Origin of the sequence: Rhizobium sp. 007 (assembly GCF_015353075.1) — a bacterium.
Classification (GTDB): domain Bacteria; phylum Pseudomonadota; class Alphaproteobacteria; order Rhizobiales; family Rhizobiaceae; genus Rhizobium.
On record NZ_CP064188.1, the window covers coordinates 2,064,233 to 2,089,320 of the forward strand.

A 25,088-nucleotide genomic window follows, 5' to 3' on the forward strand; every position below is an offset into this window, starting at 1 on the left:
TTGCGATCTAACTCTATTTATGATATAGATGTCAAATGAAATCTAACTGGAGGTCATCATGAGAGTGAGCCGCGTACAGGCCGAGGAAAATCGCGAAACGGTGATCAACGTGGCAAGCCGTCTGTTTCGCGAGCACGGCTTCGATGGGATTGGCCTCAAGGATCTGATGAAAGGTGCCGGCCTGACGCAAGGCGCGTTCTACAAGCAGTTCTCATCGAAGGACGATCTTGCAGCGCAGGCCTCCAGGCGTGCGATGGAAAGCGCCACACGCAGATGGTCAGCAGCGGCTGTAGACAATTCCAATCCCCTTGAAGCGGTCATGGCGTTTTACCTATCCCCCGACCATCGTGGCGAAAAGGCTGACGGTTGTCCTTTGGTGGCGTTGGGAGCGGACGCGGCGCGGCAAAGTGAAGAGGTTCGACGCCCATTCGAGGATGGGATTCGGGCTCACTTCGAGGTTCTGGATGAGCTGATGCACGAAGCCAAGGGCTCCAGTCCCAGCGGTAAGGCAATGGCGATACTGTCTCTTATGGTGGGTGCTGTCACGCTGTCCCGCCTCATCGAGGAAGAGAATTTGTCGCGCGACATCCTCGACGCAGCCGCTGGCGAGGTCAGGCGCATTGCAGGCGGTGAAGGTGATGCTTGAAGAGCTGTCGGTCGCCCTAAGGCTTGATCGCGGATTCGATTATCCCGTCCAAATCACGGGTCATAGCGACCCAGTAGACCGGATGCGGATCGGATAGCGCTCTTTTCAGTCCTCGCAAACTGCATGTTCTGAGATTGCGTACTGGCCGCTTCGCCGGCCGGCGGTCTGGGGGCGTGCCTAGTTTTCAAAGAAAATACGGGTGGAAAACCTATGCGTCGTATCGTTGTTACAGGAATGGGGGCACTCAGCCCTCTTGGAGCCAATGTTGATAGCTCCTGGTCGCGCCTTCTTGCAGGTCAGAGCGGTATTCGGCGGCTGAGGGACGACGTCGTCGGAGATCTCCCGTCCAAAATTGGCGGAGTGGTTCCCTCAATTGCTGAAGACCCTGAAGGAGGATTCGACCCGGACAGGGTGATGGCTCCGAAGGATCAACGCAAGGTCGACCGATTTATAATCTTCGCGTTAGCGGCCGCTGAAGAGGCGCTCGCCCAGGCGAGGTGGAAGCCAATTTCCAATGATGACCGGTTGCGGACCGCGACGATCATCGCCTCAGGCATCGGAGGTTTCCCGGCGATCACAGAAGCGGTGCGTACTGTCGATCAACGCGGGGCGCGCCGTCTTTCGCCCTTCACTATTCCGTCGTTTCTCGTCAACCTCGCAGCGGGACAAGCTTCGATCCGTTTCGGCTTCAAAGGTCCGATTGGCGCGCCTGTGACAGCTTGCGCGGCCGGTGTTCAAGCGATCGGCGATGCGGCCAGAATGATCCGGGCAAATGAAGCCGACATTGCCTTATGCGGTGGAACGGAAGCCTGCATGAACATTGTCAGTCTCGGCGGTTTTGCTGCCGCGCGATCGCTGTCAACCGGCTTCAACGAGGCCCCCGTTCGCGCATCTCGTCCTTTTGATAGGTTGCGCGACGGTTTCGTCATGGGCGAAGGCGCCGGCATTCTGGTCATTGAAGCCTTAAGCCATGCCGTTGCTCGCGGCGCCATGCCGATTGCCGAACTCGTCGGTTACGGCACGACAGCCGATGCCCACCATATCACCTCCGGTCCCGAAGACGGCAATGGTGCGCGCAGGGCCATGGAGATCGCCATTGCGCAGGCTGGAATAAAGCCGAACGAAATTGGCCATCTGAACGCGCACGCGACCTCCACACCGGTCGGCGATCTCGGCGAAATCAGAGCCATCAAGAGCGTTTTCGGTTCCAATAATGCCATTGCTGTCAGCGGCACGAAATCAGCGACAGGACATCTGCTTGGTGCGGCCGGTGGGCTGGAAGCGATCTTTACGATCATGGCACTCAGGAACCAGATCGCACCGCCGACCCTCAACCTGAATGCTCCAGACCCGGAAGCCGACGGTATCGATTTCGTGGCGCACGAAGCGCGCCCCGTAGACGTGACATACGCAATATCCAATGGTTTCGGCTTCGGCGGGGTCAATGCGAGCGTCGTATTCCGACGCTGGAAAGATGGGAGCGCTAGCCGCTCATCCTCCAATGGCTGACGCGAGTGCCCGCGCACCAAACATCGTCAAACCGTGCCTTCGTGGCGGCGGCGGTGGAAATGCTGTCGCCAACATGATCGAGCAAAGGCTTGAGGACGCAGAAGTCATCGTCGCAAATACCGATGCACAAGCGCTGTCCATGTCAAAAGCGCCCGCGGCTTATCCAATTCGGCTTGACGTTCAGCCGAGGGCTTGGCGCCCGATCTCTCGCCGAAGTAGCGTACCCTCAGCCGCGGAAACGATTGACGAGGTCATGGGCCACCTGGGCGCAACGCATAGGCGACGAGTGAGGGCTTCCGTCAGGCATTATTAACACCGCAGTAATGCCTGTGCTCGCGCGGGTGGCCAGCGTATCAAAGGCACGCTGTGGTCAGCGTGCTAAGTGTATGACAAACGGTACGAACATTGCGTTTTCCGCCAATCTGTATCGACAACACGTCTTCAAACTCCTGAAGGTGTCTGACTGCCATCTGAAGTCGCTCGCTCCCCGCCTCTGTCAGGAAAAGTCTCCGCGCTCTACGGTCGTCGACATCCACCAACGCAAAAGTCCAACTCTGCTTCATCAGAGGCTTTAGGTTTGCCGCAATCGTCGATGCCTCGATGCCGAGCGCACGGGAGAGATCTGCTGCTCGCGGTGAGGCTGCCTCAGCGATTGCCGCAAGCAGCAATGTCTGCTCGGCAGTTAGCCCTGCAGCGCGCAATGCGGCGTCCGCGCGGCGCGAGACCACACGGTTGGCCCTCTGAAGGACGAAGCACAGATCGTTGTCGATTGGGTGTTCCGTAATTTCGGATTTGATCCGTTCCCGACCAAAGGATTTCGGTTTTGACGTCCTTGTCCAGCTCCCGGTATCAACGTCCGTACAATAAATAGTTAGATTGCGTATAAACTCTATGTGTGATTTAGATTTCAAATGAAATCTATTGTCAAGTCAAATGCGTATACCAATGAAACCGAGGGACATCAGCACACGCCCACCCATACAGCGTTGCGCTACGCGGTCCTGCGAAAGCGCTTGCTCGTTCCATGTGCACACGTCGCCGAAGCCCAGCTCCGGTTCCACAGTCTGATCCGCCAAGCGTTCTAGTATCTTTCGCATGAGCTCTAGGATGCCGACAGCGTGTGATCGCAATCTAAAATCATCGACACCAATGGCGAGCCTTGCTCGAACCATCGGCCAAGGTGAACGTCCACGCAACATAATCAACAGGCAAGCAGATGCGAGCTACTATTAAATTGGAAAGGAACATCGAGATTGCTGAGAAGGTAGACGGCCCGATCGGAAAAAGGGCCCTGGTCACAGGCGCATCAAAGCGGCCTTGGTCTCGAGTTTGCTGAACTGCTGGCGGCACAGAGGGTCAATCTCGTGCTCGCAGCCCGGCGACAGGAGCCAATGGAAAAGCTCGCCGCCGCGCTTCGCCGAAAACATGGCGTCGATATCGTTGTCGAGCCAATCGATCTTGCCGCGCCTGGTGCTGCTGCCCGTTTAAAAAGCAGCTTGGACGAGAGGTCGATACAGATCGACATGCTGGTGAACAATGCCGGGTACGGACTGCACGGCGCATTTCTGGAAACGCCGCTCGAGCGCACCACGGACATAATTCAGCTCAACATCACGGCGCTCACCGAACTGAGCTATGTTTTCGGGCGTGACATGGCAGCCCGGGGATCCGGCCAGATCCTTCTTATTGCGAGTCTCTTGGCGTTACAGCCCGTCCCCACCTTTGCTGCTTACGCAGCGACAAAGTCTTATGTGCTGACCTTTGGGGAAGCTCTGCATGACGAACTTCGTCCGCAAGGTGTGGTCGTCACCAGTCTTTGTCCAGGGCACACCGAAACCGGCTTCGATGCAGCGGCCGGCGCTCCCGTCTCGCCCATGCTGCGCCTTCTGACGATGAAGCCCCGTCCAGTCGCCGAAAGTGGTCTGCCATCGCTGTCAAAGGGGAAAGCGTCCGTGATCGCCGGGTTCATGAACAACGTCGTTGCGTTTTCAAATCGCCTGACGCCGCGTTCGATGCAGCGGGCCACCATGAAAAGAATTCTGGGGCCGGAGAACGCGCACTAGGTGCTGGGTGCCGGCCAGTCTATTGTTCCCTGGGCTTTCGCATCGTGCGGGAAGATACAAACAGCTGGCGGATTTTAAAACCTGCCTTCGTCAGCTTGACTCGGAAACGGTCTGCTCCGCCCCCAACATGATCTGCCGACAACCGCCGACAACGCGCTGTCTTTTTAGCGGTGGTTTCCGGCAGTCTTTCGAAGATGATTTCTCATCAGCGCGCGAAACTCGCCAAATGTTTGAAACCCAATGTGCTGTGCAAGTCGGTGAACCGTCGTTTGAGAAACCTTGCAATTGCGCGCAATCGCAGCGGCACTTTCGAATGCAATCATTTCCGGCCGTTCTATGATCTGTCGCGCGACCTGCTCGAGACGGTTGGGAAAGACGATCTGCCGCTTGGCGATCAGGTACTTCAGTTCCTGCAGTGTCGCGGGAGGACAGCGGTCTCTATTCTGTAGCATTGCGCTTCGCCTTCCAAAAAGCCGCCTTCCGGTAATCTCAGTGCGATCCTGACGCATATTGCGAGGCGGCACGTCACCCGGTGGCGATGCGGCTACGTGAGAACATGGCCGCATCGCATCGAAGCTTGTTAATCGACCTGCACCGGCCTGCCCGTCTGCCAGCTCACGGTGGCGGCTTCCGCCAGCTTCTGCGCCTGGAGGCCATCATGTCCGCCGGGCTTCGGCGAGCGGTTGCCGCTGTCGATCGCATCGATGAAGACTGCCCCGATGTCGCCCGGGTCGAGGCGGCCTGGATGCGCGCCTATCACGCGGCGGATTCCGCGCCGCTCGACCTTGTGGTACTTGCCGCTGCGGCGCCCGAGATGCTTGCGGACTTGCGGCTCGTCCCGCACCCTTCAGCGGGCTTGATCCGTTCGGACTATCCAGTTGGCTCCATCTGGAGCGCGCATCAGCAGGACATGGTTGCGCCGCTCGTCGACTGGCGACCGCAGGCCGTCCTGGTCGTACGGCCACAGATGACCGTCAATGTCCATATCGTTCCGCCGCAGGACGCGGTCTTTGCGGCCTGCTTGTTCAACGCCGCCACTCTTGGCGCGGCGGCAGAGGCTGCATTTACCGCTGGCCCCGCATTCGATTTCGGAACGGCGCTGATTGGTCTTGCCAGCCTCGGCGCATTCAGCGCCCTCCAACAGCACGAAGGAAATGTCGCATGAAGACCGAAGCTGCCTCATCCAACGGCTCTGGCGCTGCCTTGGCCGCCTTCATTACGCGTACCGAAGGCCTGCTCGCCTCCGTTCCACACTCACTGCCGCTGCTGGCACTGCGCTTGGCGCTCGCGATTCCCTTCTTCAAGTCGGGACTGACAAAATGGGACGGATTCCTGACGCTTTCGCAAGGTGCGCGATATCTCTTCGAACAGGAGTTTAAACTCCATATTTTCGGCAACGAGATCGCCTATCCGTTTCCACTGGCGATGGCGACCGCAGCGGGGATCGGAGAACTGATCCTGCCGGTGTTGTTGATCCTTGGCTTGGCGACACGCTTCGCCGCCCTCGGCTTGCTGCTGATGACGGCGATCATCCAGCTCACCATTCCAGACGGCTGGGCGAATTTCCATCTACCCTGGGCGGCGATGGCGCTGGCATTGATCGTGTTCGGCGGGGGCAGGATCGCGATTGATCCGCTTGTCATGCCACGCCGCAAATGACCTGCGCTTGCAACGTGTTCGGGGCCGCCCTGCAAAAAGAGCCTCGTTCATCGCGCTATCGGCACGTATGTCAATCGTCAGATCGAACGCGGTGTCGTTCCTATTCGTGGCGCAGCCGCTGCGTCAGTCGGAGTGGCTGACATTTGGCGCACTTGTACTTGTCGATATCGGCTCTCCGAGCGGCTACTTGCAGCAAAGTTGCAGCGACGATCAGATCATGGACCGGCTTCTCTTGAATGAGGTTCTTTCTTCTCTCCTCATGGAGCAAGTTAAAAAGACTTTCGAGCTTCTCGTGAGCCGGCGCCTCTTGCCGAGCGACTGCATCCGCCAACTGGATAGTTTGCTCGATGGCCGCAGATCGACCTGTTGATCGCTGCCCTTGACGGAAAGAAGCGATAGATAGTGGCGCTGCTCATTCCCAGGCAAGGTGCAATGTCGGCCACCGATGTCTTTTGGTGACCGATGCGGCGAAAGTATTCTTCCGCCACAGCCGCGATGCCGCCAAGGTGGCGCTCGCCTATACACTCGACACACGCTGGCGCAACCGCGCCGAATTCGCGACCAATCGTGCCGAGGCCGAAGCTTTCCTCAGGCGCAAATGGAACCGCGAGCTCAATTACGGGCTGATCAAGGAGCTTTGGGCCTTCCAGGGCAACCGCATCGCCGTTCGCTATGCCTACGAATATCACGACGACAGCGGTCAGTGGTTTCGTGCCTATGGCAACGAGAATTGGGAATTCGCCGATGATGGGCTGATGCGGGCGCGGCATGCCAGCATCAACGAACACCCGATCACGGAGGCGGAGCGCAAGTTCCGCTGGCCACTCGGCCGCCGACCGGACGATTACCCGGGCTTGGGCGACTTCGGCTTCTAAAGCCAGGTCCAGATCAAGGAGGTCGCCACCATGGCAGGTTTCAAGCTCGACGCGCGGGCACGGCTGTCGATCGAGCTCGCGCTTACCGCCGGACGCAGTGATCCCATTTTTGCCGGGCGGCAGGAAAAGGACGCGAAGGCGCTCGGCATGACCGGGGCTGAGATCGATATGGCCCGCAACGGCTCGAGCTTCGACTTTCAGCTTTCCAGTGCGATCGCCGTGGCGCTCGAACCAAACGTCGAGCACTGCGAGCGTGCCATGAAAGCCGGTATCGACGCACAAGCCTGTGCTGACATTGAAAAGTTGGCGGCCTCGTATATCAACCGATCTCTGTTGAGATCTGCATAGGCCACCGCCATCCATTCTTTCATGACATCTCCAGCGTGCGGCTCACCGAGGCGGGCAATCGCTTCCATGAAACCTCTCAGCCAATGGCCGAGGTAAGATCCGCCTTCGAGAACGTGGCAGGGGACGCCCGGCCCAGTGGCTTGCTGCGGATCGCGGTAACATCGATTGCGGAACAATTTCTTTCCGGCCCGCTCATCGCGTCCTTCGCCGAAGCCCATCCCGGCATCACGATCGACGTCACGGTTACCGACGACATGTTCGACATCGTAGCCGCCGTGCAGGCGTCCGGCTGGGTGAGGTGATCGAGCAGGATATGGTCGCGGTGCCACTGACTAAAGAAGAGAGAGAAGTGGTGGTTGCGACGCCGGGATATTTTAAGGTCCACGGAACGCCCCGCCATCCTCGGGAACTGGTGCATCATCGCTGTATCGGTTGGCGTTCGTCTCCAAGTGCTGCGCCGTACCGATGGGAGTTCGAGGAGGATGGCATAACTTTCGACGTCGCCGTCGAGCCGCAAATCACCACAAACGATCTGCATTTGATGGTCCGGACCGCGCTCGCTGGCGGTGGTATCACATTTGCGTTGGAAGAGACGTTTCGCCCATACATCGATCGTGGCGAGTTGATCACGGCGTTGGACGACTATCTGCCGCCGTTTCCTGGGTTCTTCCTCTATTTCCCTAACCGCCGCAATATGGCCCCCAAGCTGCGCGCGCTCATTGACCATGTTCGCGCGAACAGACTGACCCAGCTTTAATAGTCCAGTGGCTAGAGCTGGTTGGGTTTTGTACGTTTTGGACGCCTATAACGCCCTACCCCTTCCCCGGTCCGGTGGACCCGAACCGGGTGCGTTGCGCCGATTGGTGAGGATGAGCACTCGTCCAAAAGGTGAGATCGCTGGAACCGTGGCGAAAAGACATCCGTCACTGCGGAAGAAGAGGCCATTGTGGATCCTCTTTGAGCGAATGCCCGATCCGCCCGCTTCACTGGATGATAGCCGGTTGTCAGACCTTAAGCGTAGTTGACCGGCAGCCAGTCGTAATTCGTGCTGTCTTTGCGCACATGGCCGATGCCCGGAAAGGCGATATGCGCGCCTGCCACCAGATATTTGCCCTCCACCGCCTGCCGGAACGCAATGTCGCGTGCAGCCACGGCGGCTTTCTGGTCGATATCGAATTCGATGGCGACGCCGGGTTCATCGAATTGCAGAATATCGCCATGGGTGATGTCGCCCCAGAATACGATCATCTCGCCTTCGCTTTCCAGCGTGATGGCGCTGTGACCCGGCGTATGTCCCGCATAAAGAATGGAACCAAGACCGGGAACGGGCGCTGCGTTGTCCGCAAAGGTTTCGAATTTTCCGGCTTCGACGTATGGCGTCACGCACTGATCCGCCTCGCCAAAATGCTGCTTGACGATGCCGGTCGCCGCCTTGGCGTTTGCCGCACTCAGCCAGAATTTGGCCTCCCGCTCATTTACCCGCAATGTGGCCTTCGGGAAGGTGCGCTTGCCATTGCTCATCAACCCGCCGGAATGATCGGTGTGAATATGGGTGAGGACGACATCATCGATGTCATCCATCTTATAACCGGACGCCTCAATGTTTGACACGAGTTTGCCGAGCGATGGCCCTAGATAGGCACCGGTGCCTGCGTCGATCAGTACCAGTCTTTCGCCGGTATTGATCAGAAAGGCGTTGACGGAAGTTGGGACGATTTCGGGCAGAAAGGCATCATCTAACGCGCTCTGCGCATGTTGTTCGCTGGTGTTGGTATAGAGCTTGGCGAGCGGCAGAGCAACGGTGCCGTCCGACAGGGCCGTGACCTCTACGGAGCCGATTTTAAGCCGGTAGAAACCGGGTGCCTGAACAACCGCATAGGGTGCTTTGGCGAAGGCTATCGACGGTGCGACGAAGGGTGCGGCGATCAGGCCGGTCAGAGCGCTTTTGAGAATGGAACGACGGGATGGCATGGGTTTGCTCCTTGGGTGAGGGTGCGGAACGGCTTGCAAGTTCCTGCCCATCAGCTAAGGATGTCTCGGTCAGCAATCAAATCGATATAGCTCATGCAAGTCATCGATCATTTCAATCTACGTTCCTTCGACCTCAATCTTCTCGTGGCCTTCGATGCAATGATGGAAGAGATGAGCGTGACCCGTGCGGCGCAGCGGCTGAAAATTCAGCAGCCTGCCATGAGCCACAATATATCCACCCTGCGCACCCTGTTTCAGGATGAGCTTTTCATCCGTGTAGGTCAGGTGATGAAGCCCACGGCACGGGCGCTCAACTTGTCTGGTCCGGTGCGGCAGGCCTTGCGGCAGGCGCAGGCGGCCGTGTTGATGGCGGACGCATTCGACCCGGCTACCGAGCAACGCACATTCCGGCTGGGACTTTCCAGCGAGGTGGAACTGCTGCTGCTGCCCGATCTGACGGCGCGTCTGCGGGATATTGCGCCGGGCATCCGTATTTTGTCCCGCGGTGGTGATGCGCAGGAGGTCGACGCGATGCTTGATGCGGGTGTCATCGATCTGTCTGTGGGGTGCAGTTATCTGCCGGACTCACGGCACCATAGCGAGCCGCTGTATCAGTCCAGCGTATTGTGCTGTTTCAATCCGCAATTGCTGAAGGTTTCCAATCCGGTGGGCCTTGATGCCTATATGGCCGCACAACACGCGGTGATTTCGCAGACTGACAGCCTGCATGGCTGCGTCAAGGATGCGCTGGAGCATGCAGGTGCAGAACTGGAAGTGGTGGCGGCAGCTCCCGATTTCATGTCGATATTGGCCACGGCGCGTTCATCTGCGGTGATTGCCACCGTTTCATCGCGCATTGCGCTTCGTTATGGGCCGCTGTTGGGACTTGAGGTCAGCCCGGTGCCACTGGCGCTTTCTTTTCCACCCGTGGCAATGGTCTGGCCGCTTCAGATGGACAGCGATCTTGGCTGCGCATGGTTGCGGCAGCAAATCCGTGAGGCGATGCTGAGGACGAACGGGAGCAACGTCGCGGATGTTGCAGCGTAACGTGCAGTAGAGATCAGCGTGCGTTTGAAGGCCTCGCCTTGATAGGATTCGAACCTGAGCGTCAGATGGAAAAAGACGTTACGGCGCGCTTTCTATTTTCAATTCACAGCACACGAAAACAAGTTGCACGACAGCGCGCAGCAAACACGGTCGCGATCCACATTCGCGGCGTAGCTGTAGCCGATGTCGCCCAGTGAGCGACATCGGCAGATGCTATTTCAATCGGCTCAGCAGTTCCAGGGCCACAGCCGGTGCCGACGCGGGGTTCTGGCCGGTGATCAGCTCGCGATCTGTCACGGCATGTGCGGAGAAAGCTGCGTCGGCTTGGCTGAATTGGCCGCCTGCTTGCGTGAGCGCATCCTGCGGATAGAATTTCATCTCGCCGCCACCCAGCAGTCCCTTGGCCATTTCCTCTTCCTGGTTGCTGAAGACCGTGAACTTGTAACCGGCATAGATCCAGTCCATTTGGGCCTTCGCCGTTCCCCTCGTCTCGAACGTCTTGACGAACTCTTGCGCGTCCGGCAGCGTAGACAGAAGCGCAATAGGGCCATGGGTGATGTCACGTTGTTGGTGGGTTAACGGTTGCTCGCTAATCGAGCGCGATGAACACGCCGACCATCAGCTACAAAAACCATCGCTTTCCTCCGCAGATCATCGCCCACGCGGTTTGGCTGTATTTCCGGTTTCCTTTGAGCCTGCGGCTGGTTGAGGAAATGCTGCTTGAACGCGGCATCGTCGTTTCCTACGAAACGATCCGGCGATGGGGCCGCAAGTTTGGCGCGACATACGCAAAGCGATTGCGCCGAAAAATGCCGTCCCGAAAGGATGTCTGGCACCTGGATGAGGTTGTCATTTCCATTGGCGGCCGGAAACATTGGCTTTGGCGTGCCGTTGACCAGGATGGTTATGTTCTCGATGAGATCGTACAGGCTCGTCGCGACACCAAGGCGGCCAAGCGGCTGCTGGTCAGGCTGTTGAAGAAGCAGGGCTTGGCGCCGAAGCGCATGGTCACCGACAAACTGCGGTCATACGGCGCTGCCAAACGGGATGTGATGCCCTCCGTCGAACATCGATCACACAAGGGCCTCAACAACCGTGCAGAGAATTCTCATCTGCCGCTGCGAAAACGAGAGCGGATGATGCAGGGCTTCCGATCCGTCGGCGGCTTGCAACGTTTCATCTCCGTCTTTTCAGCGATCCGGAACCATTTCGTCCCGCCGCACCAGAAACGCTCTGCCCTCGCCAACCACATCCATCGCATCCGCGCTATGACGCAGTGGAAAGCCATAACCGCAGCAGCTGTCTGAGTGCAACGGAAAGGCACGTCATGCGCCCTCAGTCGAACAACGTGACATCACCCCCGAATGCCATCCCGAGGCCAAGGCCAAGCCACGCGAATCCAGAAGCGGTCGAAGAACGGCGGCGTCGCGGGGAAACTTGCGCCCGAGTTCGACGCCCTGGTAGCCGATTGCGGCCGCATCATCCAGGCAGGTTTCGAGCGGGATGTTCGCGCCGAGGTCCTCGAGAACGTCGTTCGCCCAGGACAATGGACTCACTCCAAGACGGACGCCAGGCGGGAGGGAGGATAGGGACTGGTTCATATGGTCTCCAAATTTTGCACCCAGTTTCGCGATCCCGCGCCGCAGGGCGCAGGTTCGAATGACAGGTTTCAGGTCACGTGGACGACCGGACGACGAGCTTGCCCGGAAGGGAAATGGTCTCTCCTTCGCGCTTGCCAGTGACCATTTCCACGATGAGGTCGACCATCTCGCGGCACGGCTGCTCGTAGGTCGTGAGGCCGAACGCGGGTGTCGCGCCGAGTTCGTAGTTGTCGAAGCCGACGACGGCGATGTCCTCCGGCACCCTAAGACCGAACTCGCTACGGATCGTCTCCATCGCGCCGATCGCCAGGATGTCGTTCTCGCACATCAGGACATCGACCCGGTCTTCAGGGGAGGTCTTCAAATATTCACGGGCCGAGGCTCCTCCGTCCTCCCGGCTGTACCGCTCCGCTGAGATGTCCACGATGTGGTCGACACCCTTCTGCCTCCAGAACTCGGCGAAGTGGTGCCTCCGCTTCAATGCGGTCGACAGCGCCGAGGCCCCGGTCATGAAGCCTGGCCGCCGATAGCCCCGTTCATGAAGATGGTCCACGATATCCCTCAGGCCGACTTCCGCGTCGCAGACGACCGCCGGGACACCCTCGATCTGGCTATCGCGCGCGAGGACAAACATGGGCGGCATGCCCGGTCCCAAGCGACGGTCGTTCAAGGTCTCGTCCCGGAATGCGGTGCCGAGGAGAATGATGGCGTCGACCAGGCGCTGGTCGGCATTGAGAAGCGCATGCACATGGTCGAAGTGATTGTTGATGTTGATGAGCATAGCCACGAGACCCGCGGCCTGCAGGCGCTCGGTCAGGGATTCCAGAAACGGAAGTTTCTGCGGGTTGGCGAAGTCGTCGACGAGCACGGCGACCTGATGGGTGACGTTCGTCGAAAGGCTGCGCGCGAGCAGATTGGGCGAATAGTTCAGTTTCTCCGCCGCCTCCAGGATCTTGCGTTTGGCTTCGTCGGTGATCGACGCGCCGGGCTTGAACGCGCGAATGACCGTCCATTTAGACACCCCCGCCGCCTCCCCCACTTCCTTTGCCGTAGCCCGCTTTCGCATGCCTCTCCCCTCGGATGGAACAAATATTCCATCATCGCCTGCCGATGAAATAATCTCTTGCTTTTATAACATCCGGAGATAATATGCACCCACTTGCACCCGGGTGCAAGCGATTTTGCACCCGGGTGCAGGATGTTTTTGCCGCCCAGAGGAGTGGTCGGCCCATCAGGAGGAAGAAATGAAAGCTCTGCTGAAGACGCTCGCCATGAGCGCAATCGCATTCGGTGTCGCCACCTCGGCCGCCGTCGCCGTCAAGGCGCAGGAAATCTCCATCATCGCCGTCACACACGGCCAGGCATCGGACCCGTTCTGGTCGATCGTCAAGAATGGCATGATGCAGGCCGCCAAGGACAGCAACGTCAAGGTCGACTACCGCGCGCCCGAAACCTTCGACATGGTCGCGATGGGCCAGCTGATCGAAGCCGCCGTCAACCAGAATCCGGCAGGCATCGTCATCTCCAATCCCGATCCGGACGCTCTCGGCCCGGCGATCGAAAAGGCCGTCGCCGCGGGCATCCCGGTCATCTCGATGAACTCGGGCATCGCCGCCCAGGAGAAGCTCGGCATCAGGCTTCATGTGGGCCAGGACGAAACTCCGGCAGGCATCAAGGTCGGCGCGAAGCTCAAGTCGCTCGGCCTCAAGCATGTCCTCTGCGTCAACCAGGAAGTCGGCAATGCCGCGCTTGACCAGCGTTGCGCCGGGACCGAGAAGGGCTTTGAAGGCGGCAAGGTAACCGTGCTTCCGACGACCGCCGATCCGGCCGAAATCGAAGCCAAGATTCAGGCTGCCCTGACGTCCGATCCGTCGATCGACGTCATCCTGGGTCTGTCCGCTCCGCTCGTTGGCGAGCGCGCCGTAGCCGTCGTTGAGAAGATGGGCGTTGCCGACAAGGTGAAGGTGGCTTCCTACGACCTGTCCGCCAACTTCCTCCAGGCCGTCGCCGACGGCAAGGCGCTGTTCGCCGTCGACCAGCAGCCCTATCTGCAGGGCTACCTGCCCGTGACCTTCCTCGCGCTCAACGCCCGTTACGGCACCATCCCGGCAGGCAATGTCCCGTCGGGTCCGAGCTTCGTCGAGAAGGACACCGCTGCTTCCGTCATCGAGAAGTCCTCCCAGGGCATTCGCTAAGCGAAGCCCGGCGGTCCCCAACCTCCACGGGGGCCGCCACTCTTGCCTGACGCGCATTGCCATGGAGTCCCTCGCACACTCTGGCTTCGGCGCGACTTGAACGACCATTCTCAAAGGAACGGGCCATGTCCCTCGTCAATGAACAAAACGGCGCGACGGCTTCGCGCGCCGATGAGCGGCTCAAGAAGGTGTCGACCGTCACCTCGCTTCTGCGCCGCCCTGAACTCGGGGCCGTCGCCGGACTTGTGCTCGTTGCGATATTCTTCGTTTTCACCGCGAATCCGGCGATGTTCACGCTCGCGGGCATCATGAACTTCATGGCCCCCGCCGCGCAGCTCGGCATCCTCGCGATAGGAGCTGCCCTGCTCATGATTGGGGGGGAGTTCGACCTCTCCATCGGGTCGATGGTGGCCTTCGCCGGCCTCGTCTTCGGCACGGCTCTCGTCGTGCTCCAGCTTCCCCTGAGCGTCGCGATCCTCATCGCCATGGCTTTCGCGGTCTGCATCGGCGTCACCAACGCCCAGATCACGATCCGGACGGGTCTGCCATCGTTCATCGTGACGCTTGCATTCCTCTTCATTCTACGAGGCCTGACACTCGTGGGGCTCAAATGGGCCAGCGGAGGTTCCACCCAGCTCCGTGGAATGAAGGAAGCCGCCGCCAACAGTCCCCTCGCTCCCATCTTCTCGGGCGATGCGTTTCCGGGATTGTTCCGTTGGATGGCCGAGCTCGGCGTGATCGCCAAGCTTCCCAACGGCAATCCGCAGGTGCCCGGCATTCCCGTCGAAATCCTCTGGTTCATCGCCATCGCGCTTGGCGCAACCTGGCTACTGCTCCGGACCCGTTTCGGCAACTGGATTTTCGCCGCTGGCGGCGATGCATGGGCGGCCCAGAAGTCCGGTGTCCCGGTCCGTCGGGTGAAGACCACCCTATTCGTCATCACGGCGCTCTGCGCCACCCTCGTCGCGATCCTGACCGTCCTCGATGCCGGATCGACCGATGCCCGGCGCGGGTTCCAGAAGGAGTTCGAGGCGATCATCGCAGCCGTTATCGGTGGATGCCTGCTCACGGGCGGCTACGGCTCGGCGATCGGTGCCTTCTTCGGCTCCATCGTGTTCGGCATGGTGCTGATCGGGCTGACCTACACCTCGATCGACCAGGATTGGTATCTCGTCTTCCTCGGCGGCATGCTTCTGATCGCGGTCATCTTCAACAACGTCATCCGCAAGCGCGTCACGGGAGAACGGTGATGAGCAACACCCAGACCCCTCTCATCGAGGTCAAGGACCTCGTCAAAAATTTCGGTTCGGTCATCGCCCTCAACGGCGTTTCCATGAAGGTCCACGCCAACGAAGTCCTCTGCCTGCTCGGGGACAACGGGGCTGGCAAGAGCACTCTGATCAACACCCTGGCAGGCGTGCACAAGCCTAGCTCCGGCGACTTCCTCGTCGACGGCCAGCCGAGGCTGTTCTCAGGCCCGCGCGATGCCCTCGATTCCGGGATAGCCACGGTCTATCAGGACCTCGCCATGATCCCTCTGATGTCGGTCACCCGGAATTTCTTCATGGGCCGGGAGCCATTGAAAGGCTTCGGCCCGTTCAAGACCATGGACATGGACCTCGCCGACAACGTCACGCGCGACGAAATGCACCGTATCGGCATCGATGTTCGCGATCCGCAGCAGGCCGTCGGTACGCTGTCCGGTGGCGAACGCCAGTGCGTCGCGATCGCACGAGCGGTCTACTTCGGTGCCAAGGTGCTGATCCTTGACGAGCCGACGTCGGCCCTCGGCGTGGCTCAGACCTCGATGGTGCTAAAATACGTCAACCAGGTCCGCGAGAAGGGCCTCGGCGTGATCTTCATCACCCACAACGTGCGCCACGCCTACGCAGTCGGAAACCGCTTCACGGTTCTCAACCGCGGCAAGACGCTTGGCACCTTCACGAAGGGCGAGATCAACATCGACGAGCTTCAGAACCTGATGGCCGGCGGCAAGGAGCTGCAGTCCGTTTCGCAGGAACTCGGGGGCACCATCTAGCCCGCTCCGTGGCCCCGGAGTCCGGAAGCCACACCTCACTCCGATCGATGATCGGCTCGATCCAGAAACAAGCCAAGAGGAGTCCGGCGACGACCGGACCAGGTAATGACATGACTTCTTCGTTCCCTCTCGCAGCCTGCGCCGAAATGATCTGGCGCGACAAGCCGATCGAATGGCGCGCCTCCCGTCTCAAAGAGCTCGGTTTCGGTGTCGGTCTCTGGAACTGGCCAGAGCACGACATCGGCAAGCTCGAAGCGACCGGAGCGACGTTCACGATCATGAACGGCTATCTGACGGGCCGCCTCACCGATGACGATGGTGCCGCTGAGCTGCTCAAGACGGCCCGCGAGACCGCGCAGGTTGGCAAGCGCCTTGGTGTTCAGCGCCTGAACCTTCACGGCACCGGACTTGGCGACCGCGGCCTCCCGGTCCAGCCGATCGAGATCGTGACAGGAGCCATGTGGCTCAAGGCCCGCGAGACCTTGTCCCGCATCGTCGACCTCGCCGAAGAGGAAGGCGTGACATTTACGCTGGAGAACCTGAACCTCCCTGTCGACCATCCAGGGGTCCCGTTCGGCCGCGCCGAGGACACGCTGGCGCTGGTCTCCAGCATTGATCATCCGCGCCTGAGGCTCAATCTCGACCTTTATCACGCGCAGATCGGCGAAGGGAACCTGATCGAGCTGTGCCGCAAATCTCTACCTTGGATCGGCGAAATTCAGGTCGCCGACGTTCCCGGCCGATTTGAACCGGGCACAGGCGAGGTCAACTGGAGTGGCATCGCCAAGGCGCTCGCCGCCATGGGCTATTCCGGTCCGATCGGCATGGAGGCCTGGGCATCCGGAGACTCCGACGTCGCTCTCGAAGCCTTCCGCAAAGCCTTCACTCTCTGACAGTTCAAGTCTCCCAAAACAGGAACAAGACAATGCCCAAGAAACCCGTCAACATCGGCCTCATCGGAGCCGGCCGCATCGGCTCCTTCCATGGCGAGACCGTCGCCCGTCGTCTGGTCGATGCCGAACTCGTCGCCATTGCCGACCCGGCTCCTGGTGCCGCCGCAAACCTAGCCGCCAAGCTTGACGTCGACGCCTCCTATACTGACGTCGCCGAGCTGCTCGCCCATCCAGGCCTCGATGCTGTGATCATCGCCACGCCCGCCCGCTTCCACACCAATGTCGTCGTTCAGGCGGCGGAGGCCGGAAAGGCCGTGTTTTGCGAGAAGCCGATGGCCCTTACCCTCGAAGACGCCGAGCGCGCCGTCGCCGCCGCCAAGTTGGCTGGCGTCCCTCTCCAGGTCGGCTTCAATCGACGCTGGGATCAGGCCTTCGCCGAAGGCCGCGCAGCAATCGACGCCGGGAAGGTCGGAACCCCGCAGCTCATCCGCTCGCTCACCCGCGACCCCGGTCCGTTCGGTGCCGATCCGGACCGCATTCCCCTTTGGACCATCTTCTACGAGACCCTGATCCACGACTTCGACACGCTGCTGTGGCTGAACCCCGGTGCGAAGGCCACCGAGGTCTACGCCGTTGGCGACGCGTTGGTCCGCCCGGACGCCAAGGACAAAGGATTCCTAGATACCGCCGTCGTCACCATCCGCTTCGACAACGGCTCCGTGGCCGTGGCGGAAGCCAACTTCTGCGCCATGTATGGCTATGACATCCGCGGCGAGGTGTTCGGCTCAGGCGGCATGATCACCATGGGCGACGTCCGCCGCTCCAGCATGACCCTGTTCGACAGGAACGGCGTGTCCAACGACACATGGCGTCGCGACACCGACCACTTCATCCACGGCTATACCGCCCAACTCGCCTCGTTCGCGAAGTCGGTTCGCGAAGGGAAGCTCTCCGGAGGCGCGACGGGGCACGACGCCCGCCAGGCGCTGGCGATCGCGCTCGCTTGCATCGAGTCGGTCCAGAAGAAGGCCCCCGTGCCCGTGAAGTGATGTCAACGAACTCGGCCGCGATCAATCCGGAGCTATGGACATGATTGACATAGAGCGATCGGCGCGGCCGACGACAATCAAGGACCTCAAAGGTCTGGTAGTATCGGCCTCGTAGAGAACTATGCCCTCCCGCCTTATATCAGAGAAAAAATAGCGCCCTTGATGAAGCGCGTCACCGACTTCGCGGCGGGAATGGATGATCGGCGTAACGGGGGTCTTGATGCCGCGGTCGCGTATCAGCCGGTCCTTGGCGGCATACCAATATTCGGGATCGGCCAGCTTCTTCGTGCTGACGATGATGAGGATATCGTAGTCCGAGCGGTAACCTTTGGGCCGTATGTGGTTCATCGACCCAGGTGCCGCGGGCATAAGACCCGAAGAGAATGACCTTCCAGAATGCGGCCCTTCTTCTTGAATTCCGCCTCCCCACCTTTCAACGCGTTCTCGAATTCCTCGTGGATGATCTCGACAACACGCGCCAGTTCGCGCTGCTTCTTTTCCGGCAAATGATCGAGGCTCGACTTCATCAAGGGCAAAACTCCCACTGAATCACTATCTTAGCGCATGCCCTTACCTGCGCGCCACCGCAATTTCTGAAGGGAAACAGGATCAGTTCGGTCCCGACGGGCTGGTCGATAAGAATGTGCTTGTAGATTGACGACATCGCCGTGGCTCGCGGTGTTTTCTTGATTTGTGAGCTAGTAAACTATGGCACCTTGTGGTCGATCTCGCTCGCCTACAGAGGCTTTACGCGCTCGCATGTTGCAGCATTCTGGAAGGCAAGCTTTCTGGCGAGACCGAACAAGCGCTTGTCATGAGTCGGCTTGATGGGATGCTCTACATCATTGGCATGGCTGCGAACTGACCGTTTCGACATTTTTAGTCAACAGCATCAGAGGCTACCTAGGAACCGGACGCTGTCAGCGCAACCATGCGATTCGCACTGCGCATCAGAAGCGGATTTTGTGATACTGAATGGCGCGGGATTTTCGATGACGTCAAATTGCGGAGCATTTCATGACTACGCTGCAACAGGTGGCTTTTCGCGCGGGGTGTTCGCTTGCAACCGCAAGCCGGGTCTTAAACCGCAATGGTCCCGTCAGCGACGGAATGGTGCGCAAGGTACGCCGGGCAGCAGCCGAACTCGGTTATCGGCCGCCGGGACTTGCCGCTGGAAAACCTGGGCGACGCCCGGTTGTCGGCGTCCTTATACCGAGCATAACCAATCCGGTTTTTGCCTCATCGCTTTCCACCATTCAAAATCGCATGCTGGTCGCCGGTCACGGTGTTGTAATTGCCCAGTCCAATTATGATCCTGGGCGCGAGGCTGACGCCGTTGCATCACTCCTGAACGACCGTCCAACTGGCCTGATCCTCACCGTTTGCGATCCGCTGACGAGTGCCGCCCTTCTGCCGTCCCTGCCGCCGACGGTTCTCCTCAACAACATGCCGACGCAGCGATTTCCCGCTGCGGTCACGGCCGACAACCGCAGCGCTGGACGCGAACTTACCGACTTTCTGATCGCTATGGGACACCGACGCATCCTCTTCGTATCGGGAAATTTCGTCGCCTCCGACAGAGCTAGATCCCGCTATGCCGGTCATGTCGACGCCATGCATGTAAGGGGCCTTACGCCGCTGGATGCGGTCGAGATCCCGTTTGTCAGCGGTTATGAGGAGCTTGATCTGCGCGAGGCGATGACCACGTTTTCGCCGACAGCGCTCATCGCCTCCAATGATCTTCTTGCCTTCGGCGTAATCGGCGCGCTTCGGCGCGAGGGCTTCTCGGTGCCCCGGGACGTTTCCGTCGCCGGCTTCGACGGTATCGCGATCGGCCGGCTGATGGACCCGCCGCTGACGACGATCGAGATGCCCGATGCCAGCATGGGAGCGACGGCGGCCTCGCTGCTCCTCGATATCGCCGAGAACGCCGCCCCTGCCCGCCATCTCGATGTTGCCTATACGTTGCGCAAAGGCGGAACGGTACGCGATCTCACTCAAGATCCGTCATAGTAAAAGCCGCCGCATGTGTGATGCGGCGGCTTCTTGCTGAGGCGAACGGCTCAGCTGCGCGGCAGCATGCCCTGAACGTCGTCGGCTGCGTCGTCGAGCGCTTCCTTCGGCTCGGCAGAGCCGTCGACGACGCGCGAAAGGTTGTCGACGATCGTCTGCGTGACCTTCACGCCATTGCTGCCCGGGAAGGCATACCAGGGCACCATCACCGGCATCTGGCTCAAGCCCGCCTGGAAGAGCGGGTTCTGCTTATAGAAATCGCCAAGATATTCGGCCGACTTGGCGGCAAGTTCGTTGTTCGGAACATAACCTGTACCTGGAACGACGACGGAAGCGCCATAGGGGCCGGCAGCGAACTTGGCGAACTTCCAGGCGGCGTCCTGCTTTGCTTCATCCTGCGTCAGGATGACGACGGCATTGCCGCCCGTCGGCAGGCGCCCGTTGACCGGATCGATCAGCGGGATCTTGGCCGTGCGCAGATCGAACTTGTTGCCGACATTCTTGATCGTGTTGCGCAACGCGCCGGTCGTCTGGAATTCAAAACCGACCTTGCCGGCGGCAAAGGCCTGTTCACCGGCAGCCTTGGTGAAGACCGGCATGCCGCCTTCAGTGACCATGCGGTGCAGGGTCTCGACGGCCTTCTGACCTTCCGGGCCATTGAAGGCAACCTTGCTCTCATCCTCGTTCAGCATCTTGCCGCCGGCGCCGAAAAGCAGAGCCGAAAACATCCAGTCGTCGCCCTGCCAGCGGAAATCGATGCCGTCAACGCCGTTGCCGAGCGCCTTGATCTTGCCGCCAAGCGCAATGACCTCGTCCCAGGTCTTCGGCGGATTGTCCGGATCGCCGCCGGCTGCCTTCACGAGATCGGCATTGTAGTACATGATCGGGTTGGAGGTCGCAAAGGCGAGACCGACCTGCTTGCCATTGACTTGCGCAAGCTTGAGGATCGTGTCGGAGAAACCCTGCTCGGCCATGTTCCCGTCCTTTTGGACGAGCGGGCTCAGGTCAAGACCGACGTTACGCTCGCTCAGCATGCGCAGGCGATTGAGGCCGACGAATGTGACGTCCGGCAATTCGCTGGTGCCGACCTGGCGAAGGATCGTTTGGATACCTTCTTCGTAAGTTGCAGACGGGCTTGCGAACTGGATCTTGATATCCGGATTTTCTTCCATGAACTTCTTCGAGATCGTGTCCATCACGTCCTTGAAGAAGCCGGGCATGGGGTAGTGAACCGTAAGCGCTGTTTCGGCACGAGCCGGAAGCGAAATTGCCATCGATACAGCCGCTACGGCGAGAAGCTTGGTGATATGTTTCATCGCTCGTTCTCCTTTGTTAGAACCGGTCAGCCTTTAAGACCGGTCATGGTGATGCCCTCGACGAAACGCTTCTGCGCCAGCAGGAAGACGGCAACGAGGGGAAGGGTAATGGTCAGCGTTGCCGCCATCAGCGCGCCATAGTCGTCGCCAGCTTCGGCGGCGCGGAAATACATCAGGCCGAGCGGCGGCGTCGCATAATCCTGCCTGCTGATGACGACCAGTGGCCAATAAAGATCGTTCCAGTGGGCGACGACCGAAAAGATCGCAAACGCGGTCACTGCAGGCCAGGCGTTGGGAACGATGACGCGGGCGACGATACCGAGTTCCGACATGCCGTCGAGCCGGGCGGCATGGATGAGATCATCCGGCATGGCGCGAAAGAACTGCAGAAACATGAAGATCGCGAAAACCGAAATCGTAAAGGGCGCGACAAGGGCGGCATAGCTGTTGAGCAGCGAAGCGCGGTCGAAGGCCACATAAAGCGGCAAGGCAGTTGCGTGAATCGGCACCAGAAGGCCGAGCATGACCAAGACCATCATCATGCGTGCGGCGCGGAAGCGCAGCTTCGCCATAGCATAGGCGCAGGGGATCGCGACGAGCACCTGGAAGAAGAAGATCAACCCGCAGACGACGACCCCGTTCCACAGCAGCCTTCCCATCGGCACGCGGCTCAGCGCCTTGGTGAAGTTCTCCACATAGGTGAAGTGCTCGGGGATCAGCAACAGAGATGAGGTGAAAATATCGCTCTGCGCCTTGCCGGCGGTCGAGATCATGAAGACGTAGGGCGCCAAAAACACAATGGCGCCAAGGCAAAGCAGTGCCAGACGGATAATTCTGCCGAGGGGAAGGGCGCTCATCGTCATGTGTAGTGGACCCGGCGATCAAGAAGGCGATACTGCAGGAACATCAGCACCACGAGGATTGCGAGAAAGACGACCGTCATCGCCGAAGCATAGCCGACGCGCAGGTAGACGAAGCCTTCCTGGTAAATGGTGAACAGCAGCACCTCCGAGGCTTTGTTCGGACCACCTTCGGTCAGCGTCTTGACCGTCTCGAAGACCTTAACGGCGTTGGTGATGCTGATGGTGATGACAAACAGCGTCGTCGGGCCGAGCATCGGCCAGGTGACCAGAAAGAAGCGATCGACTGCGGATCTGGCGCCGTCCACCTCGGCTGCGGCATAAAGCTCACGCGGGATCGCCGTCAGGCCAGCCAGGAAGAGCACCATATTGAAGCCCGCCGATTGCCAGACGCCGATGATCGACAGGCTGTAAAGCACCGTGCCGGAGCTGCCGAGCCAGTTCGGGCCGGAAAGGCCGACAAGCGAAAGCAGGGCGTTGAGCGGGCCGATGGTCGGATGGAACATATACTGCCAGACGGTCGCCATGGCGACGATCAGCGAGGCGACAGGCAGGAAATATGCGGTGCGAAAGAAACTGCGCGCCGTGGTCTCGCTTTCGATCAGCATGGCAATGCCGAGCCCGAGGCAGATCGAGACCGGCGCGACAATTGCCGCATAGACCGCCGTGTTCCACAGCGACCTGCGAAAGGTGCGATCGGTGATCAGGTCAGCGTAGTTTTCCAAGCCGACGAAACGGAACGTGCCATAGCCGAGCTCGAAATCGGTGAAACCGAGGATTATGACAGCAACGACCGGCAGGAGCACGAAGAGGAAAAGCAACACGATCGCCGGCAGCGCCAGCATCCAGGCAATGCGGGCTTCGCTCAGCCGATGCGCTGCGGCCGGATCTGGCGGCATGGCCATGGAGGTGACGCTAGCCATGCGCCTTCTCCAACTTGGCATCGGCAGCAGCAACGACATTGCGCAGGCGCGAGCCGTCTTCGGCAAAGACCATGGCCCGTTCGCATGAGAGCTGAAGGCTGACAGGGACGCCGGCTGAAAGACCGGCGGCCCGCGCAGGCGAAAGCTTGACGATCATTGTCTCGCCGATCGCATCCAGCCGGCAATAGATGATGACCTCTGATCCCAGGAACTCGATCCGCTCGATGCATGCGGCAAGCCCGTCATGCCTGCTCTCGGCAAGGTGAACGAATTCCGGGCGAATGGCGACGGTGACCGGAGCTTTCGACTGCGCCATGGTCTTAAGCGCCAGGCGAATTCCGCCAAAGGCGACGATACCGCCTTCAGCAACCGCCGGCAGCAGGTTGATGCGCGGCTGGCCTATGAAGCGGGCAACCTCGATATGCGCTGGGTCATCATAGATTGCTTGCGGCGTCGCGAGCTGCAGAAGATTGCCGCCGATCATCACGGCGAGCCGGTCCGCCATTGAGAGAGCCTCCGCCTGATCGTGCGTGACATAGACGGTGGGTACGCCGGCGCGGCGATGCAGCTCGACGATTTCGCCGCGCGCATGGACGCGCAAGTTGGCGTCAAGATTGGAAAGCGGCTCGTCCATCAGGAAAACGCTTGGTTGGCGTACCATGGCGCGGGCAAGCGCCACGCGCTGACGCTGGCCGCCGGACATCTGGCCAGGCTTGCGGTCCAGCAAATGGTCGATCTTCAACGATTTCGCCATCTCCCTGACGTCACGCTCAATGCTTGCACGGATCGTGCGCTGGCCGGGCGTCAGCGGCCCCATAAATGGCAGGCGCTGCATTCTTGAGAGCCGGCGCATTGCAAGCGGCACGGCGATGTTTTGCGATGCCGTCAGATGCGGGTAGAGCGCGTAGGATTGAAAGACCATCGCGATATTGCGATCGGCCGCTGCCATCGCCGACACGTCGCGCCCGCCGATCACAATTTCGCCCTCGTCGGCCTGGTCGAGACCGGCAAGGATACGCAGCAGGGTGCTCTTGCCGCAACCGGAAGGACCGACAAGTGCGATGAACTCGCCGGGCTGCGCATCGAGGCTCACGCCCTTGAGGATTTTGCTGCCGCCGAAGGACTTCGTGATGCCGCGAAGCGAAAGCGCGCTCATTCGGCCGGCTCCTGCGTCTTTGCCGCATGCGGATAGACCTCGTGCACGACGTCGTCGAGAACATGCGCGGTCATGCCGGGAACCGCGACGGTGTGGCTTTCGGCATCATCGCCGAACTCGTGGACAACAGCACCGATCAGGCGCTTTCCCGGCATCTCACGCTCCATCTTGTCGATGATGAAGGCGGCCGACGGTCCCCATGTCAGCGCTGTCTGTTCGAAGCGTCCCTGCCAGGCCCAATGCAGATGGCCGCTGGCAAAGAGCGCGACGTCATGTGCGGCGATCAGATCGTAAAGCCGGCGGCGCTGGGACGGCCTGACGCTCCAGTAACCGGTATCGCCTTCATGCGGCTCGTCGACGAAAAGCGGCTTGTGCGCAAAAAGCGCGACGCGCCGGCCGCCCCGGTCTTCCAAAGCCTTCCGGAGCCATTCGAACTGCGCTTCCTCCTCGTCATCCTCATGGCCGAGCAGCAGCGAATTAAGACCGACGAAGCGCCAGGAACCTGCGTCCTCCAGCCATCGGTCCTCGCCCGCCAGCCGCCGCCAGCGCTGAAGCCGCTCAGTATTGACCGGCTGACGCGAGCCTGGGAGATCGCCGACATCGTGGTTTCCCGGAACGATAAGCATCGGGATGGAAGTCTGGCGCATGAGGCCCATCGAAAAGATGATGTCCTCGTCCAGATCCGCGCCGTCGACGCTGAGATCGCCGGTATGGATGATCAGATCGGCACCGGTTTTTTCGATCCATGTCAAAAGCGGCGCCCAATTGCCGTTGAAATGCGGCTTGTTCGGGCTGAAATGCGTATCGGTGATCTGAATGATTTTCATGGACGCGCCTCCGGGTGAGGGAAGCGTCAATCGCCCTTTTGAACAAGCGGCGCTTCTTGGCGACCTCTCTAGAAGGCTCCCATGTCAAATAGGCAGCGG

General features: G+C 60.0%; 23 protein-coding genes and 8 pseudogenes. 18 read left to right on the forward strand and 13 right to left on the reverse strand.

All coding sequences use genetic code 11. The annotated features are described in order from the left end of the window. The first annotated feature begins 58 nt into the window (after positions 1–58). The 4 genes and pseudogenes from ISN39_RS30785 (at position 59) to ISN39_RS30800 (ending at position 4,218) form a co-directional block, all read left to right on the forward strand. Complete coding sequence (locus ISN39_RS30785; protein WP_194731692.1) at positions 59–646, forward strand: TetR/AcrR family transcriptional regulator; 588 nt, start codon at positions 59–61, stop codon at positions 644–646. A gap of 210 nt (positions 647–856) precedes the next feature. Next, the gene (fabF, locus tag ISN39_RS30790) at positions 857–2,155 is read left to right on the forward strand and encodes a beta-ketoacyl-ACP synthase II (RefSeq protein WP_194731693.1); all 1,299 of its coding nucleotides are present in this window, start codon (positions 857–859) and stop codon (positions 2,153–2,155) included. Then, a pseudogene (locus ISN39_RS36940) lies at positions 2,148–2,420 on the forward strand (hypothetical protein); the annotation flags it as partial. The gene fabF and the pseudogene ISN39_RS36940, both read left to right, overlap by 8 nt. Before the next feature lie 951 nt (positions 2,421–3,371). Beyond that, positions 3,372–4,218, forward strand: a pseudogene (locus tag ISN39_RS30800) (SDR family oxidoreductase). Between the two features lie 164 nt (positions 4,219–4,382). On the opposite strand, the gene ISN39_RS30805 reads toward ISN39_RS30800, so the two are convergent. Both ISN39_RS30805 and ISN39_RS36945 read right to left on the reverse strand, forming a co-directional pair. Then, positions 4,383–4,670 carry a MurR/RpiR family transcriptional regulator gene (locus ISN39_RS30805; protein WP_194731695.1) on the reverse strand — a complete coding sequence of 96 codons (288 nt, stop codon included), beginning with the start codon at positions 4,668–4,670 and terminating at the stop codon, positions 4,383–4,385. Positions 4,671–4,798: 128 nt separating this feature from the next. Continuing rightward, positions 4,799–4,927, reverse strand: a pseudogene (locus tag ISN39_RS36945) (inositol 2-dehydrogenase); the annotation flags it as partial. Here ISN39_RS36945 and ISN39_RS30810 point away from each other — a divergent pair. The 3 genes from ISN39_RS30810 to ISN39_RS36950 are packed head-to-tail and all read left to right on the forward strand — an operon-like array spanning position 4,877 to position 6,247. Continuing rightward, entirely contained in the window at positions 4,877–5,383 is a 507-nt protein-coding gene (locus ISN39_RS30810) for a hypothetical protein (protein WP_246763524.1), read from the forward strand. The pseudogene ISN39_RS36945 and the gene ISN39_RS30810 sit on opposite strands and share 51 nt — an antisense overlap. Beyond that, positions 5,380–5,877, forward strand: a complete 498-nt coding sequence (locus ISN39_RS30815) for a DoxX family protein (protein WP_194731696.1) — start codon at positions 5,380–5,382, stop codon at positions 5,875–5,877. The genes ISN39_RS30810 and ISN39_RS30815 overlap by 4 nt, the downstream gene beginning before the upstream one ends. Next, the gene (locus tag ISN39_RS36950) at positions 5,846–6,247 is read left to right on the forward strand and encodes a hypothetical protein (protein ID WP_246763475.1); all 402 of its coding nucleotides are present in this window, start codon (positions 5,846–5,848) and stop codon (positions 6,245–6,247) included. Before ISN39_RS30815 ends, ISN39_RS36950 begins: the two co-directional genes overlap by 32 nt. On the opposite strand, the gene ISN39_RS38050 is transcribed toward ISN39_RS36950, so the two are convergent. Continuing rightward, positions 6,147–6,365 (reverse strand): TetR family transcriptional regulator, encoded by a 219-nt coding sequence (locus tag ISN39_RS38050; protein WP_348651995.1) that lies wholly within the window; start codon positions 6,363–6,365, stop codon positions 6,147–6,149. The two genes, ISN39_RS36950 and ISN39_RS38050, sit on opposite strands and share 101 nt — an antisense overlap. Between ISN39_RS38050 and ISN39_RS30825 the strand changes: the two genes are divergently transcribed. The 3 genes and pseudogenes from ISN39_RS30825 to ISN39_RS30835 all read left to right on the forward strand — a co-directional run. Beyond that, positions 6,333–6,752 (forward strand): DUF1348 family protein, encoded by a 420-nt coding sequence (locus ISN39_RS30825; RefSeq protein WP_348651996.1) that lies wholly within the window; start codon positions 6,333–6,335, stop codon positions 6,750–6,752. The two genes, ISN39_RS38050 and ISN39_RS30825, sit on opposite strands and share 33 nt — an antisense overlap. A 30-nt stretch (positions 6,753–6,782) precedes the next feature. Then, on the forward strand, positions 6,783–7,100 hold the full coding sequence (locus ISN39_RS30830; protein ID WP_246763476.1) for a hypothetical protein: 318 nt from the start codon (positions 6,783–6,785) through the stop codon (positions 7,098–7,100). Positions 7,101–7,132: 32 nt separating this feature from the next. Next, positions 7,133–7,857: pseudogene (locus tag ISN39_RS30835) on the forward strand (LysR substrate-binding domain-containing protein); the annotation flags it as partial. 254 nt (positions 7,858–8,111) lie between these two features. Here the strand turns inward: ISN39_RS30835 and ISN39_RS30840 are convergent. Next, the gene (locus tag ISN39_RS30840; protein WP_194731698.1) at positions 8,112–9,071 is read right to left on the reverse strand and encodes an MBL fold metallo-hydrolase; all 960 of its coding nucleotides are present in this window, start codon (positions 9,069–9,071) and stop codon (positions 8,112–8,114) included. A gap of 93 nt (positions 9,072–9,164) precedes the next feature. Here ISN39_RS30840 and ISN39_RS30845 point away from each other — a divergent pair, with 93 nt between their 5' ends. Continuing rightward, complete coding sequence (locus ISN39_RS30845; RefSeq protein ID WP_194731699.1) at positions 9,165–10,118, forward strand: LysR family transcriptional regulator; 954 nt, start codon at positions 9,165–9,167, stop codon at positions 10,116–10,118. 213 nt (positions 10,119–10,331) lie between these two features. Here ISN39_RS30845 and ISN39_RS30850 read toward each other — a convergent pair. Continuing rightward, positions 10,332–10,670, reverse strand: a pseudogene (locus tag ISN39_RS30850) (type 1 glutamine amidotransferase domain-containing protein); the annotation flags it as partial. A gap of 4 nt (positions 10,671–10,674) precedes the next feature. On the opposite strand from ISN39_RS30850, the pseudogene ISN39_RS30855 reads away from it, so the two are divergent. After that, positions 10,675–11,425 (forward strand): annotated as a pseudogene (locus ISN39_RS30855) (IS6 family transposase). A gap of 42 nt (positions 11,426–11,467) precedes the next feature. On the opposite strand, the pseudogene ISN39_RS30860 reads toward ISN39_RS30855, so the two are convergent. Together ISN39_RS30860 and ISN39_RS30865 are read right to left on the reverse strand one after the other, a co-directional pair. Then, a pseudogene (locus ISN39_RS30860) lies at positions 11,468–11,719 on the reverse strand (hypothetical protein); the annotation flags it as partial. Between the two features lie 73 nt (positions 11,720–11,792). Next, entirely contained in the window at positions 11,793–12,785 is a 993-nt protein-coding gene (locus tag ISN39_RS30865) for a LacI family DNA-binding transcriptional regulator (protein WP_194731701.1), read from the reverse strand. A gap of 178 nt (positions 12,786–12,963) precedes the next feature. Here ISN39_RS30865 and ISN39_RS30870 point away from each other — a divergent pair, with 178 nt between their 5' ends. The 5 genes from ISN39_RS30870 to ISN39_RS30890 all read left to right on the forward strand — a co-directional run bounded on the left by ISN39_RS30870 (position 12,964) and on the right by ISN39_RS30890 (position 17,894). Then, positions 12,964–13,914, forward strand: coding sequence for a sugar ABC transporter substrate-binding protein (locus ISN39_RS30870; protein ID WP_194731702.1), 951 nt, complete (start codon positions 12,964–12,966; stop codon positions 13,912–13,914). A 125-nt stretch (positions 13,915–14,039) separates the two neighbouring features. Beyond that, positions 14,040–15,164, forward strand: a complete 1,125-nt coding sequence (locus ISN39_RS30875) for an ABC transporter permease (protein WP_194731703.1) — start codon at positions 14,040–14,042, stop codon at positions 15,162–15,164. Beyond that, positions 15,164–15,952: an ATP-binding cassette domain-containing protein gene (locus ISN39_RS30880; RefSeq protein WP_194731704.1), complete on the forward strand. Its 789-nt coding sequence runs from the start codon at positions 15,164–15,166 to the stop codon at positions 15,950–15,952. The genes ISN39_RS30875 and ISN39_RS30880 overlap by 1 nt, the downstream gene beginning before the upstream one ends. Positions 15,953–16,062: 110 nt before the next feature. Continuing rightward, positions 16,063–16,845, forward strand: a complete 783-nt coding sequence (locus ISN39_RS30885; RefSeq protein ID WP_194731705.1) for a TIM barrel protein — start codon at positions 16,063–16,065, stop codon at positions 16,843–16,845. A 32-nt stretch (positions 16,846–16,877) separates the two neighbouring features. Continuing rightward, entirely contained in the window at positions 16,878–17,894 is a 1,017-nt protein-coding gene (locus tag ISN39_RS30890; protein WP_194731706.1) for a Gfo/Idh/MocA family oxidoreductase, read from the forward strand. A gap of 102 nt (positions 17,895–17,996) precedes the next feature. On the opposite strand, the pseudogene ISN39_RS30895 reads toward ISN39_RS30890, so the two are convergent. Then, positions 17,997–18,421 (reverse strand): annotated as a pseudogene (locus tag ISN39_RS30895) (nucleotidyltransferase domain-containing protein); the annotation flags it as partial. A gap of 490 nt (positions 18,422–18,911) precedes the next feature. Here ISN39_RS30895 and ISN39_RS30900 point away from each other — a divergent pair. Continuing rightward, positions 18,912–19,907, forward strand: coding sequence for a substrate-binding domain-containing protein (locus ISN39_RS30900; protein WP_194731707.1), 996 nt, complete (start codon positions 18,912–18,914; stop codon positions 19,905–19,907). A 50-nt stretch (positions 19,908–19,957) separates the two neighbouring features. On the opposite strand, the gene ISN39_RS30905 is transcribed toward ISN39_RS30900, so the two are convergent. From ISN39_RS30905 to ISN39_RS30925, 5 genes are read right to left on the reverse strand one after another with little or no spacing between them, the layout of a single operon-like run. Continuing rightward, positions 19,958–21,223 carry an ABC transporter substrate-binding protein gene (locus ISN39_RS30905; protein ID WP_194731708.1) on the reverse strand — a complete coding sequence of 422 codons (1,266 nt, stop codon included), beginning with the start codon at positions 21,221–21,223 and terminating at the stop codon, positions 19,958–19,960. A 26-nt stretch (positions 21,224–21,249) separates the two neighbouring features. Beyond that, on the reverse strand, positions 21,250–22,086 hold the full coding sequence (locus tag ISN39_RS30910; RefSeq protein ID WP_194731709.1) for a carbohydrate ABC transporter permease: 837 nt from the start codon (positions 22,084–22,086) through the stop codon (positions 21,250–21,252). Beyond that, positions 22,083–23,006 (reverse strand): sugar ABC transporter permease, encoded by a 924-nt coding sequence (locus ISN39_RS30915; RefSeq protein WP_194731710.1) that lies wholly within the window; start codon positions 23,004–23,006, stop codon positions 22,083–22,085. The genes ISN39_RS30910 and ISN39_RS30915 overlap by 4 nt, the downstream gene beginning before the upstream one ends. After that, positions 22,999–24,162 carry an ABC transporter ATP-binding protein gene (locus ISN39_RS30920; protein ID WP_194731711.1) on the reverse strand — a complete coding sequence of 388 codons (1,164 nt, stop codon included), beginning with the start codon at positions 24,160–24,162 and terminating at the stop codon, positions 22,999–23,001. The genes ISN39_RS30915 and ISN39_RS30920 overlap by 8 nt, the downstream gene beginning before the upstream one ends. After that, positions 24,159–24,989, reverse strand: a complete 831-nt coding sequence (locus ISN39_RS30925) for a metallophosphoesterase (RefSeq protein WP_194731712.1) — start codon at positions 24,987–24,989, stop codon at positions 24,159–24,161. Before ISN39_RS30925 ends, ISN39_RS30920 begins: the two co-directional genes overlap by 4 nt. Positions 24,990–25,088: the final 99 nt, after the last annotated feature.